This is a genomic window from Pseudomonas sp. P5_A12, assembly GCF_056400685.1.
The window spans coordinates 1-11,738 of sequence record NZ_JBFUKU010000178.1; the positions used below are offsets into that span (position 1 = coordinate 1).

Annotated in this window: 13 protein-coding genes; 9 read left to right on the forward strand and 4 right to left on the reverse strand. The window is 61.9% G+C overall.

Features of this window, described 5'->3' with window-relative positions; translation table 11 throughout:
• Positions 1 to 214: RidA family protein (locus AC1DSG_RS20900; protein ID WP_477792584.1), on the forward strand; the 214-nt coding region annotated here is incomplete at its 5' end.
• Between the two features lie 89 nt (positions 215 to 303).
• On the opposite strand, the gene AC1DSG_RS20905 is transcribed toward AC1DSG_RS20900, so the two are convergent.
• The 3 genes from AC1DSG_RS20905 to AC1DSG_RS20915 are packed head-to-tail and all read right to left on the reverse strand — an operon-like array spanning position 304 to position 3,399.
• Positions 304 to 1,740 carry an MFS transporter gene (locus AC1DSG_RS20905; RefSeq protein ID WP_477792585.1) on the reverse strand — a complete coding sequence of 479 codons (1,437 nt, stop codon included), beginning with the start codon at positions 1,738 to 1,740 and terminating at the stop codon, positions 304 to 306.
• Positions 1,741 to 1,796: 56 nt separating this feature from the next.
• A complete protein-coding gene (gene aroE, locus AC1DSG_RS20910) occupies positions 1,797 to 2,612 on the reverse strand; it encodes a shikimate dehydrogenase (RefSeq protein ID WP_477792586.1) in 816 nt (271 codons plus the stop codon).
• A 22-nt stretch (positions 2,613 to 2,634) separates the two neighbouring features.
• Complete coding sequence (locus tag AC1DSG_RS20915) at positions 2,635 to 3,399, reverse strand: SDR family oxidoreductase (protein ID WP_477792587.1); 765 nt, start codon at positions 3,397 to 3,399, stop codon at positions 2,635 to 2,637.
• 142 nt (positions 3,400 to 3,541) lie between these two features.
• On the opposite strand from AC1DSG_RS20915, the gene AC1DSG_RS20920 reads away from it, so the two are divergent.
• The gene (locus AC1DSG_RS20920; protein WP_477792588.1) at positions 3,542 to 4,435 is read left to right on the forward strand and encodes a LysR substrate-binding domain-containing protein; all 894 of its coding nucleotides are present in this window, start codon (positions 3,542 to 3,544) and stop codon (positions 4,433 to 4,435) included.
• Between the two features lie 7 nt (positions 4,436 to 4,442).
• On the opposite strand, the gene AC1DSG_RS20925 is transcribed toward AC1DSG_RS20920, so the two are convergent.
• A complete protein-coding gene (locus AC1DSG_RS20925; protein WP_477792589.1) occupies positions 4,443 to 5,681 on the reverse strand; it encodes an acyl-CoA dehydrogenase family protein in 1,239 nt (412 codons plus the stop codon).
• Between the two features lie 319 nt (positions 5,682 to 6,000).
• Here AC1DSG_RS20925 and AC1DSG_RS20930 point away from each other — a divergent pair, with 319 nt between their 5' ends.
• The 7 genes from AC1DSG_RS20930 to AC1DSG_RS20960 form a co-directional block, all read left to right on the forward strand.
• The gene (locus tag AC1DSG_RS20930) at positions 6,001 to 6,156 is read left to right on the forward strand and encodes a hypothetical protein (protein ID WP_477792590.1); all 156 of its coding nucleotides are present in this window, start codon (positions 6,001 to 6,003) and stop codon (positions 6,154 to 6,156) included.
• Between the two features lie 45 nt (positions 6,157 to 6,201).
• A complete protein-coding gene (sfnG, locus tag AC1DSG_RS20935) occupies positions 6,202 to 7,302 on the forward strand; it encodes a dimethylsulfone monooxygenase SfnG (RefSeq protein WP_477792591.1) in 1,101 nt (366 codons plus the stop codon).
• 15 nt (positions 7,303 to 7,317) lie between these two features.
• Entirely contained in the window at positions 7,318 to 8,475 is a 1,158-nt protein-coding gene (locus AC1DSG_RS20940; RefSeq protein WP_477792592.1) for an AMP-binding protein, read from the forward strand.
• A 14-nt stretch (positions 8,476 to 8,489) separates the two neighbouring features.
• Positions 8,490 to 9,281: an ABC transporter ATP-binding protein gene (locus AC1DSG_RS20945; protein WP_477792593.1), complete on the forward strand. Its 792-nt coding sequence runs from the start codon at positions 8,490 to 8,492 to the stop codon at positions 9,279 to 9,281.
• A gap of 69 nt (positions 9,282 to 9,350) precedes the next feature.
• The gene (locus tag AC1DSG_RS20950) at positions 9,351 to 10,232 is read left to right on the forward strand and encodes a branched-chain amino acid ABC transporter permease (RefSeq protein WP_477792594.1); all 882 of its coding nucleotides are present in this window, start codon (positions 9,351 to 9,353) and stop codon (positions 10,230 to 10,232) included.
• Between the two features lie 11 nt (positions 10,233 to 10,243).
• Positions 10,244 to 11,311, forward strand: coding sequence for a branched-chain amino acid ABC transporter permease (locus tag AC1DSG_RS20955; RefSeq protein WP_477792595.1), 1,068 nt, complete (start codon positions 10,244 to 10,246; stop codon positions 11,309 to 11,311).
• A 79-nt stretch (positions 11,312 to 11,390) separates the two neighbouring features.
• On the forward strand, positions 11,391 to 11,738 hold a 348-nt coding region (locus AC1DSG_RS20960), incomplete at its 3' end, for an ABC transporter substrate-binding protein (protein ID WP_477792596.1).

The window sequence follows — 11,738 nt, forward strand, 5'->3', positions numbered from 1 at the left end:
GAGTATCGATCACGTTTTGGCTGATGTGGTTAAGGTCAATATTTTTCTTAAAAATATCGAGGATATTGGTGCTGTAGATGAGGTGTACGCGACATTCTTCCCTGGTGGCATTCCTGCGCGAAGGACAGTGGGTGTATCAGCGTTGCCGAAGGATGCTTTAATTCAAATTGAAGCGGTTGTAGCAAACGCTGAAGGCACGCCTCCAAACACGTGACAGGCAATTTTTACTAAACAAAAAGGAAGTTGGGAGAATACCCAGCTTCCTTTTTTTATTCGGTGCAAAAGGGCGTAGAGGTTGCGACGTCAGGCCGTGCGTGTGCTGGCTCTGGACTGCACAGGTATTGCTGTTCCGGCACTGGCTATTTCCCAGGCATCACGGGGTTCGTCCAGGTCGCGATTGAGGGTTTCCGGGGTCTTGAATGTGGTGTACAGGGTGATCAATGTAAGCAGGCTCAAGTAGCAGGCAATCGGCAGCCAGGCGCCGATACCCGCGCTGGCGTCGCCGTCGTGGCTCGCTACGACCAGGGCGATGATGCCGGCACCGATCATCGGTGCAATGCCACCCGCGATCACTGCCGACGCTTCCCGGGCGATCGATACACCCATGTAGCGGTGACGCGAGCCGAACAACTCAGGCATCAGCGCAGCCTGGGTGCCGAACATGCCCCAGGTCCCGATGCCCAGCGCGATGGAGATGGCAATGATGCTCGCTACCACGTTGCCCAGGCTGAGTACCCACCACACCGGGAAGGCCAGTGCCAGTTGCAGCAGCGCGAAGGCCCGGTAAACCACGACACGCCCAAAGCGGTCGCTGAGTTTGCCGGCAATCGGCACGGTCATTGCGCCGAGGCTGGCCGCGCAGATAAGGGTCAGCACGCCCACCGGCCCTTGCAGACCCACCACGCCAACGATGTAGCTCACCGCCAGGGCCTGGTAAATCGATGAACCACCGTTTTCCCCCAGGCGCAGGCCGATGCCGATCAGCAAGGTGGGTTTGGAGTGTTTCATCGCACTTTTCAGCGGGTTAACACAGACGCGCTTGAGCGCCTTGAGGCGGATGAAGGTCGGCGATTCCTTGAGTGACAGACGCATGTACAAGCCCAGCGCAACGATCACTACGCTGCTGAAGAACGGCAAACGCCACAGCCCGCTCTCGATGACATTGTCATTGCCGCTGACCACCAGGAAATACACCAGCGCCGCGAGAATGGTGCCCAACTGGATGCCGAGGAACGGCAGGGCGGCATAGAAACCACGGCGGCCCTCGGGAGCGTACTCAGTCATCATCACCGCAGCGCCGGCCTGTTCGGCACCGGCGCCCAGCCCCTGAAGCAGTCGCAGGATCACCAGCAGAACCGGTGCCAGGTACCCGACCTGATGGAAGGTGGGCAGGGCACCAATCAGGGTGCTGGAAATGCCCATCAGCAGCACCGTCGACGCCAGCACGAATTTACGCCCGACGCGGTCACCGATCATGCCGAACAGTACGCCGCCCAGCGGCCGTATCGCAAAGCCCAGGAAGTAGGTGCCGAAACTGGCAATCAGGCTCATGGCGCGGGTCTGTTCAGGAAAGAACAGTGGCCCGAAGATCAGCGCCGAGGCCAGGGTGTAAAGAGCGAAGTCGTAGTACTCCAGGGCGCTGCCCAGGGAGCAGGCCCAGGCTGCACGGTGCAAGTCTTTCTTGTGCTCGCTCGCGTCGGGGATCATGTCGATGTCGGATGGAGAATGATCGTGAGTCATCGTGGTGCCTCCAGGTGCCTTTACGGCATCTTGTTTTGGACAGGTAGTTGGGTTGCTTACAATTTCAACCGCCGTATTTCCTGGAGCATGGCCTGCTCCATGATGTCGATGGGCGCAACTTTCCCGGTGTACAACTCAATTTGCCGACATGCCTGGTGCACCAACATCCGGGTGCCGGCCACGGTGCTGCAACTCAGCGCTTTGGCTTGCAGCAGCAGAGCGGTCTGCACCGGCATGAACGCCACATCCATCACAATCAGGTGGCTGGCCAGGCGGCCGTCCAACGGGTTTCTGTCCGGCTGCTTGAAGCCCACGGAGGTCGCGTTGATGACGATGTCGAAGGACTTGGCGATGAACGCCTCGACGCTGCCGCCCCACTGGGCACCCAGATCCTTGGCCAGTGCGGCACCGCGTTCGACGCTGCGGTTGAACACCGTCACCCTGGCCGCCGCTTGCAGGCACCCGTAGACCACCGCACGAGCAGCGCCGCCGGCACCGATCACGGCGATACGCTTGTCGCGCAGTTCGGTGACTTCCTGCAGGGCGCGTATCGCGCCGAGGTAGTCAGTGTTGTAGCCAGTCAGTACGCCGTCGACGTTGTTGATGGTGTTGACCGCGCCAATCACCAGGGCCGATTCGTCGATCCTGTCCAGATGAGGCATCACAGCAGTTTTGTAGGGCATGGAGACGTTCATGCCGCGCACGCCCAGGGCGCGAATGGCCGCCACGGCGGCCACCGGATCTTCGACGCCAAAACAGACAAATGTATAGTCCAGGCCCAGGGCCGCGTAGGCAGCGTTGTGGATCTTTGCCGAGAGCGAAAACGGCGAACCCAAGATTGAGCCGCAGAGGGTTGGCAGGGATTGAGGCATGTTGGAGTCCTTGGCGCGAGAGTTAGACGACGCTGGTCAAGCCGCCATCGACGAAAAGGGTCTGGCCGTTAACAAAGTCGGACGCTGGCGAGGCGAGGAAAACGGCCGCTCCGCACAGTTCCTCGACATGGCCCCAGCGCCCGGCGGGGGTGCGTTGCACCAGCCAGTCGGAGAAAGCCGGGTCGTCGACCAGCGCCTGGTTCAGTTCGGTCTGGAAATAGCCGGGGGCCAGGGCGTTGATCTGTAGGCCATGGCCGGCCCAGTCGGCACACATGCCACGGGTGAGCATGCGCACGGCTCCTTTGCTGGCGGCGTAGGGCGCGATAGAGCGGCGGGCCAGCTCGCTTTGCACCGAGCCGATGTTGATAATCTTGCCGCGCCGGCGAGCGATCATGTGTCGGGCCACAGCCTTGGACACATTGAACACACCATCGAGGTTGGTACTCATCAGCCGATGCCAGTCTTCGGCACTGACGTCCTGAAGCGCCTGACGATGCTGCAACCCGGCGTTGTTGATCAGAATGTCTATTGGGCCCAGGCGGTTTTCCAGAGCATCGACGGCTGTTGCGGCGGCCTGGTGGTCGCTCACGTCAAAGACCGAGTATTCGGCGTCCAGGCCTTCATCGCGCAACAGCGCGCAGACGGCTTGGGCGCGTTCGGCATCGCGGCCATTGAGCACCACCTGAGCGCCAGCTTGTGCCAGCCCTCGGGCCAAGCCCAGGCCAATGCCACGCACTGAACCGGTGATCAGCGCTCGACGCCCGTTGAGGCGAAAGCTGTCGATCATGGGTGTCTCCCTATCTTGTATTTATGAATGGGCAATGGCGCCACTTTCAACCGCTATCGCACTGGCGTGCCAATCGTTTATGGTGATGCCGTGATCACCGATCGTGATCACCAGAGAACGCTGCACCGAATCGGGAGTACCTGTGGAACTCAAGCATCTACGGGCTTTTGCGGCCTTGGCCGAAGAGCTGCACTTTGGTCGTGCGGCAGCGCGCCTGCACATAGTCCAGCCGGCCTTGAGTGCGCAAATACGTGCCCTGGAAGAAGATGTCGGGGCGCAGTTGTTCGAGCGTGACCGGCACCGGGTCGAGTTGACCGAGGAGGGGGCGTTGTTTCTGCCCGAGGCGCTGGCGACGCTGCGCCAGGCCGGGCGCGCCCGTGAGGTGTTGCAGCAGGCCGCGGCCGGAGAGGTTGGGGTGTTGCGTCTGGCCTTTGTGTCTTCAACGTTGTCGCACTTGTTGCCGGTGCTCGTGCGGACGCTGGAAGAACGCTACCCGCGCATCGAACTGGAGCTCAAGGACATGCCTTCGCTGCCGCAGGCCCGGGCCTTACTGGACAATGCCCTGGATTTTGGCTTGGTACGCCTGCCCTTGAATCTGCCTGGCGTGCACACGCGCATGCTCTTCGAGGAATCGTTGGTGGTAGCGCTGCCGCAAGACCATCCGCTATGCACCCAGCGTCGAATACAGCCACAGGATCTGGCCGGGTGTCCGGTGCTGGTGCTGGCGCGCAAGTTCGCTCCCGGCTTGTATGACCAGATGCTGGCGGGTTTTCACCGACGCAAGATCACCCTGACGATTGCCCGGGAGATGGGCGAGTTCACTACTCAGTTGGCGTTGGTGGCCGCCGGCCTGGGCGTCGGCATCTTGCCAAGCGGTGCCGCATCGGCGCTGCCAATCGGAGTCGTGACCCGACCATTGACGCTGGCCATGAGCGGAGCGGGCATCGGCGTGGCCTGGACCGGTTTGGAAAACCCTCGCAAGCGGGCGTTGATGCAGGTGCTCGACGAACTCTATCCCGCATCGGCACCCGCATGATGTCCGCTTACTTCGATCCTCCACCGATCTGCCAGACGTAGGGCGGTTCGGTGCCGTTGATTTCCCAGTCGCCGATGATGCGTTCCTTGTAGATCAGCGGGTTGTGTGAGGCTGCGGTGCGCGCGTTGCGCCAGTGCCGATCGAAGGCCTTGCCGGTGCTGGTGGCCGAGGCGCTGAGGGCGTTGAACAGGTCACTGGTGGCGCGCAGCACCAGGTCGGCGATCACTACTTGGGCCTGGGCCGACTCCAGTTCGGCGGCGATGTTGGCCTCGCGTTCGGCGACTTCATCATTCGCGAAGCGGCTTTCGTATGCCACCTGCAAGGCATTTGCCGCGCGCAGGGTGGTGGCGTGTGCGGCGTAGACCTGCGCCGACGCCTTGCCCACCACTTGCTGCACCTGGACATCCTGGCTGACGTGGCTGGCATTGCCGGTGCTGAAAATGCGCGTGCGCTTGCGCACTTCTTCCGTGATGTCATGCACCGCGGCACGGCCGGCACCGGTCTGAACCGCCAACAGCACCAGTTGATAGAAGGCCGTCTGGTATTTGAAGCGGGTGGCGAAGTCCAGCAGGTTCTCGGGCTCCACCACCGCGTTCTCGAACACCGAGGTGCCGCTGCCAGTGGTGCGCTGGCCAAAGCCATCCCAATCGTCGCTCTGCGTGACGCCCGGTTGTTGCACACGAACGGCGGCAATCACGTCGGCGCCGGTGTCATCGCGCTGGGCATAGAGGTCGATCCAGTCGGCGAAGATGCTGCCGGTGCTGTAGTACTTGGTGCCGTTGGCCACCCAGCGTTCACCCTGGCGCGAGACGCGGGTGCCGACCTGGCCGATCTTCACACTGCCGACTTCGGTCCAGGCGTTGCCCACCAGGTCACCCTCGACAAAACGCTTGAACCAGGTGTCCTGCGGTGCGTCGGCCTGCGCATTGAGGCGGTCTTCGACAAAGGCAAAGTGACCGCGCAACGCCTGCGGCAGGTTGGAGTCGGCGGCAGCCAGTTCGACCAGCAACTCGAACAACTGGGGCAGGGAAGCGCCGGCGCCACCGTACTGCACCGGTACGCGCACGGCGCCAAATCCGGCTTCCTTCAGCCACTTCACTTGTTCAAAGGGCAGGCTGCGGCTTTGCTCACGCTCCAGTGCGCCAGCGGCGATGCGTGCAAAGATCGGTCGGAAGCGCTCGGCCAGGGCCTGGTAGTCGGTACCACTGGAGAGGGGGGTTGGCAGGTGCTGTTGCTGGACGGTCATGGTGCAGCTCCTTAATGGAAGGCAAGAGAAGCAACAGAGCAGGCGATCTGTTGCGTACTGCTACCAGTGCACAGGTCGTGCCTGACGTTGCAGAAGCCGTTTTACCGGGCGCGCGGGGGTGTTGACGAAGCTCTCGCCTGTCGCCTGCCGGGCAACATGTTCGAGCACTGACCGCCTGGCAACAGCGGCCGAGGCGCGCTACGTCGGGTGGGCCTGGAGGCAACTGTTGTGTACGCAACAATTGATCAACAGCCTGTCCGGTAGCTGACACTACGCAAGTTCGAAAAAAGTTAATAACTATCTGATTTATATAATTTTATTGAAGTGGCACGGTTGCTGCTCTAGTCCTTCGTGCGCCACCGAAGCCGATTACCAGATCACCAGTGCGCAGTTGCTCGAACGCATCGAGCGCGCTGTCGAGTCGGCGGTCCTGAGCCTCAATCCGACTGTTCAACCGGACGCCAGCGCCGCCTGACGTCCCTGGTCAACCCTCACTTCAACGAATCATGGAGTACATGCAATGAGCCAGGACAACATCAAGTTTGCCTATTGGGTACCCAACGTCAGCGGCGGTCTTGTGGTCAGCAAGATCGAACAGCGCACCAGCTGGGACATCGATTACAACCGCAAGCTGGCGCAAATCGCCGAAAAGGCCGGCTTCGAATACGCCTTGTCACAGATCCGCTTCACCGCCGGTTATGGCGCCGAAAACCAGCACGAATCGGTGACCATCAGTCATGCCTTGCTGGCCGCTACCGAGAAGCTCAAGGTGATCGCGGCCATCCTGCCTGGCCCTTGGAGTCCGGTGTTGGCGGCCAAACAGCTGGCTACCATTGACCAGTTCACCAACGGTCGGGTCGCGGTGAATATTGTGTCGGGCTGGTTCAAGGGCGAGTTCCGGGCCATAGGCGAGCCGTGGCTGGATCACGATGAGCGCTATCGTCGCTCGGAAGAATTCATCCAGGCACTCAAGGGCATCTGGACCCAGGACAATTTCAGTTTTCATGGAGATTTCTACCGCTTCCATGACTACACCCTCAAACCCAAGCCACTGCAGCAACCGCATCCGGAAATCTTCCAGGGTGGCAGCTCGCGCGCGGCGCGGGACATGGCTTCGCGGGTGTCCGATTGGTACTTCACCAACGGCAACAGCGTCGAAGGCATCAAGGCCCAGGTCGACGACATTCGGGCCAAGGCTGCGATCAATGGCCACTCGGTGAAAATCGGGGTGAACGCCTTTGTCATTGCCCGCGAAACCGAGGCTGAAGCCCGTGCGGTATTGCAGGAGATTATCGCCAAGGCCGATCCGGAGGCCGTCAACGGTTTCGGCAGCGAGGCGAAAAACGCCGGCGCCTCCAGCCCGGAAGGTGAAGGCAACTGGGCCAAGTCCACCTTCGAAGACCTGGTGCAGTACAACGATGGCTTCAAGACCAACCTGATCGGTACGCCGCAGCAGATTGCCGAACGCATCGTTGCCCTCAAGGCGGTGGGCGTGGACCTGGTGCTCAGTGGCTTCTTGCACTTCCACGAAGAAGTGGAGTACTTCGGCCGCAAGGTGTTGCCGCTGGTGCGTGAGCTGGAGCGCGAGGCGGTCGAGGCCAAGGCTGCGGCACTCGCCTAAAGGACGGGAAAGGTCATGGCGACATTCACCGATAACCCGCAACCCGGCACCTTGCCGCAGTGGCTGCAACAGCAGGCACTTCAACAACGGATGGGCATCGCCTTGCGCCATAAGCGCCTGGGGGTGTGGCAGGTGCGTACTTGGGGCCAACTGGCCGCTGAGGTTGAACAGCTGGCAACCGCCTTGCAGAAGCGTGGTTTTGTGCCTGGCGCGAGCTTGGTGATTGTCAGCCGCCCGCGGCCGGAGGCGTTGATTGCGGCCCTGGCGGCGCAGTGGTTGGGCGGCGTGGCCGTGCTGTTGGATCCTCTGGAGTCTGCGGCCGCGCAGGTACCGCTGCTGCGTGAGCTGCACAGTGAATGGGTGTTCGCCGAAGGCCATGAGGAGATTCAGCGCCTGCGCGCCGCCGGACTGGCGCCCAGACTGCTGATTTACGCCGACGGCCGCGGCCTGACTGAGGTGAGTCAGGCCGGTGACACCCTGGCGTACGAACAACTGCTGCAGCAGGACAGCGATCAGCGGCTGGAACCCCAGGCCCGCGCCGAGCGCACAGCCTTTGCCTTCTACCGTTTGGACGCGGGGCAGGGGATCGAGCAGCAGCGCATCAGCCACGCCGAGTTGCTACAGGAAGGCCGGCGCCTGGTGCACAGCGAGCAGCTGGGGCGGCAGGACGAAGCCCTGGCAGCGCGAGCGTTTGCCGCGGGTGGTCAAGCGCGTTATTTGCTGGCGCCTTGGTTGATTGCCGGCTTTCGCCTGAATTTTCCGGAGAACCTGGCGACTCGCGACCAGGACCGTCGTGAGCTGGGCCCGACGCTGGTGGCCGGTACCCGGGAAACCTACGAGCGCTTGCATGCCCAGGTCCTGGCCCGCTTGCCGGAGCCAGGCAGCTGGCGCCGGCGAATGGTGGATTGGGCGCTGGTGGCGCACCCCGGTGCGCTGCAACGGCACTTGGGTTACTGGCTGATCCGCCGGCCGTTGCGCGACGTCCTTGGCTTTTCTCGCACCCGTGCACCGTTGCTGGTGGGCGAGGGACTGACACCGCCAACCCTGGCGTTTTTCCAGGCGTTGGCTATTGAGGTACGCACCTGGCCGGACCCGGCGCAGTGGCAACGCCCCGAGTCCTGGCCAGCCCCGCTGGTCAACGGCTGGATCGAAGACAGTACGCAACCGGCCTGACAAGGACATGACGCATGGCACAAACACAGGCGACAAAGGTTGAACATCTGCTGGTGCTGGAAAACATTGGCTTGTCGTTCAAGGGCGTCAAGGCGGTGACCGATATCAGCTTTGCCGTAGCCGCCGGGGAGATTTGCGCCTTGATCGGCCCCAATGGCGCGGGCAAAAGCTCACTGCTGAATGTGATCAACGGCGTGTACCAGGCCCAGCAAGGACGCATCCACTTTGCCGGGGCAGAACACCGACGCATGCGCCCGCATGATGCGGCGGTGCGCGGCATTGCCCGCACCTTTCAGAACATTGCCTTGTTCAAAGGTATGAGTGTGCTCGACAACGTGCTCACCGGACGCACCCTCAGGCGTCGCAGCAGCTGGATCGAGCAAGCCCTGCGCATCGGCCGCGCCGGGGGCGAAGACGACCGCCAGCGTGAGGCCGCCGAACGGATCATCGACTTCCTGCATATCCAGCCCTGGCGCGACACCCTTGTCGGCAAGCTGCCCTATGGCTTGCAGAAACGGGTGGAACTGGCCCGTGCCCTGGCCGCCGAACCGCGTTTGCTGTTGCTGGACGAACCGATGGCCGGGATGAACGCCGAAGAGAAGCAGCAGATGAGCCGGTTCATCGTCGACATCAACCGTGAGCTGGGTACCACGGTGGTGTTGATCGAGCACGACATTGGCGTGGTCATGGGCATTTGCGATCACGTGGTGGTGCTCGACTACGGCCGCAAGATCGGCGACGGCCCGCCCGATGAGGTGCGGCAAAACCCCGAGGTGATTGCCGCCTACCTCGGCACGCGCCACTAACCCCTGAGTCTACAGAGCCGCCAGATATCTGGTGGCAGGGGACTCTTTGCCCGCAAAACAGGAAGGCCCATGGAATTTTTCTTCGAGGTGTTGATCGGTGGGCTGTTGGCCGGGGTGATGTATGCCTTGGTGGCCATCGGTTTTGTCCTGATCTACAAGGCGTCCGGCGTCTTCAACTTCGCCCAGGGCGCGATGGTGCTGTTTTCGGCGCTGACCTTTGTCAGCCTGCTGGAGCGCGGGGTGCCGTTCTGGCTGGCGTTTGCCATCAGCCTGGCGGCGATGGTGCTGCTGGCGGTGGCGGTGGAGCGGGTGGTGTTGCGCCCGCTGGTCAACCGTTCACCGATCACCTTGTTCATGGCCACCCTCGGCTTGTCCTACGTGATCGAAGGGTTCGCCCAGGCGCTGTGGGGCGCCCAGGTGCATGGCCTGGAGCTGGGCATCAGTGACGAGCCACTGGAACTGGGCGGCATGCTGCTGTCGCAGTTCGACATTTTTGCTGCCGTGACCGCCGCGTTGTTGGTGTTGGCGCTGTCGCTGCTCTTTAACAAGACCCGTATCGGTTTGTCGTTGCGTGCCGTGGCCGATGACCCGCTGGCAGCGTTGGCCGTGGGCATCCGCCTGCAACGGGTCTGGGTGTTGGTGTGGGCGGTGGCCGGGTTTGTCGGTCTGGTGGCCGGACTGCTCTGGGGCGCGCGGCTGGGGGTGCAGTTTTCGCTGTCGCTGGTGGTGCTCAAGGCTTTGCCGGTGCTGATCATCGGCGGCTTTACCTCGATCAGTGGGGCGATTGTCGGCGGCTTGATCATCGGCGCCTCGGAGAAGCTGGCCGAGGTGTACCTGGGCCCCGTCATCGGCGGCGGTATCGAGAACTGGTTTCCCTATGTGCTGGCGCTGCTGTTCTTGCTGGTGCGGCCGGCCGGGCTATTTGGTGAACGCGCGATCGAGCGGGTTTAAGGAGAAACGTGATGTTTTATCAGGAAGCCGGTCAGTTCAGTACTCGCTATGCCCAGGACCGCCGGGTGTTTCGCCTGCGTCAGGACCGTTACGGCTTGGTTGTCTTGCTGCTGTTGGCCTTTGTCGGTGTGCCGTATCTGGGTAACGACTATTGGTTGAGCGCCATTCTGATTCCGTTTCTGGTGCTGTCACTGGCCGGGCTGGGGCTGAACCTGCTGACCGGCTATGCCGGGCAGTTGTCGTTGGGCTCGGCGGCCTTCATGGCGGTGGGCGCCTTTGCCACTTACAACGTTGAACTGCGGGTGCCGGGCTCGCCGTTGTTGCTGAGCATGGCCTTGGGCGGGGGAGTGGCAGCGCTGGTGGCGGTGCTGTTCGGCCTGCCCAGCCTGCGGATCAAGGGCTTCTATCTGCTGGTGTCGACCCTCGCCGCGCAGTTCTTTGTGACCTGGGCGCTGACCCGCTTCAGTTGGTTTTCCAACAACAGCGCTTCGGGGGTGATCAGCGCACCGCGCCTGGAGATTCTCGGTGTGGATCTGAACTCGCCGGTGGGCCGTTACCTGCTGACGCTGGGCGTGGTGGTGGCATTGTTCTGGCTGGGCAAGAACCTGGTGCGCAGCGAACTGGGGCGTAACTGGATGGCGGTACGTGACATGGACACCGCCGCTGCGGTGATGGGCATTGCGTTGCTCAAGACCAAGCTGCTGGCGTTTGCCATCAGCGGGTTCTTTCTCGGGGTGGCCGGGGCGCTTTGGGCCTTCACCTACCTGGGCACCGTGGAGCCCCACGGTTTTGACCTGAATCGGTCTTTCCAGATCCTCTTCATCATCATTATCGGCGGCCTGGGTAGCATCCTCGGCAACTTCCTGGGCGCGGCGTTCATCGTGATGTTTCCGGTGCTGCTGTCGAACCTGGTGGCCTTGATGCCAGCCGGGCTAATCGATGCCGGGCAGATAGAAAACCTGCAGAAAATGGCATTTGGCGCCCTGATCATTGTGTTCCTGATCAAGGAGCCGGAGGGCCTGGCGCGCCTCTGGCAAAAATTCCGCGAGCGCGCCCGGTTGTGGCCGCTGCGCTACTGAGCAAACGGCGCAGGCATGGCCTGCGCTTCGATCCTCCAGCGGCAAACGTGCGATTGAATCATTGATAAGGAAAATACCGATGTTGAAACGATCTCTACTCAACGGCCTAGCGCTGGCGATCAGCCTGAGCGCCGCCTTTACCGCGCAGGCGGACAACGAACAGTACTTCCCGCTGCAGAGCTATCGGGTCGGTCCTTATGCCGCCGGTGGTACTGGTTTTTTTGGTGGTTTTATCGACTACCTCAAGTACGTCAATGCCAATGGCGGAGTCAACGGCGTCAAGCTGATCTGGAACGAGTGCGAAACCGAATACGTGGTCGAGAAGGGCGTGGAGTGCTACGAACGCCTGAAAAAAGGCCTCAATGGCGCACCTGCCGCCGCGACCAACCCGCTGTCGGTGGGCATCGCCTATGCCACCTTGGAGCGC

What these genes read in the sequence shown, in the direction of transcription:
- AC1DSG_RS20945 (WP_477792593.1), top strand. Translation starts at nt 8,490, where the DNA reads ATGGCACAAACACAGGCGACAAAGGTTGAACATCTGCTGGTGCTGGAA.
- AC1DSG_RS20905 (WP_477792585.1), bottom strand. Translation starts at nt 1,740, where the DNA reads ATGACTCACGATCATTCTCCATCCGACATCGACATGATCCCCGACGCG.
- AC1DSG_RS20950 (WP_477792594.1), top strand. Translation starts at nt 9,351, where the DNA reads ATGGAATTTTTCTTCGAGGTGTTGATCGGTGGGCTGTTGGCCGGGGTG.
- aroE (WP_477792586.1), bottom strand. Translation starts at nt 2,612, where the DNA reads ATGCCTCAATCCCTGCCAACCCTCTGCGGCTCAATCTTGGGTTCGCCG.
- AC1DSG_RS20940 (WP_477792592.1), top strand. Translation starts at nt 7,318, where the DNA reads ATGGCGACATTCACCGATAACCCGCAACCCGGCACCTTGCCGCAGTGG.
- AC1DSG_RS20925 (WP_477792589.1), bottom strand. Translation starts at nt 5,681, where the DNA reads ATGACCGTCCAGCAACAGCACCTGCCAACCCCCCTCTCCAGTGGTACC.
- AC1DSG_RS20955 (WP_477792595.1), top strand. Translation starts at nt 10,244, where the DNA reads ATGTTTTATCAGGAAGCCGGTCAGTTCAGTACTCGCTATGCCCAGGAC.
- sfnG (WP_477792591.1), top strand. Translation starts at nt 6,202, where the DNA reads ATGAGCCAGGACAACATCAAGTTTGCCTATTGGGTACCCAACGTCAGC.
- AC1DSG_RS20915 (WP_477792587.1), bottom strand. Translation starts at nt 3,399, where the DNA reads ATGATCGACAGCTTTCGCCTCAACGGGCGTCGAGCGCTGATCACCGGT.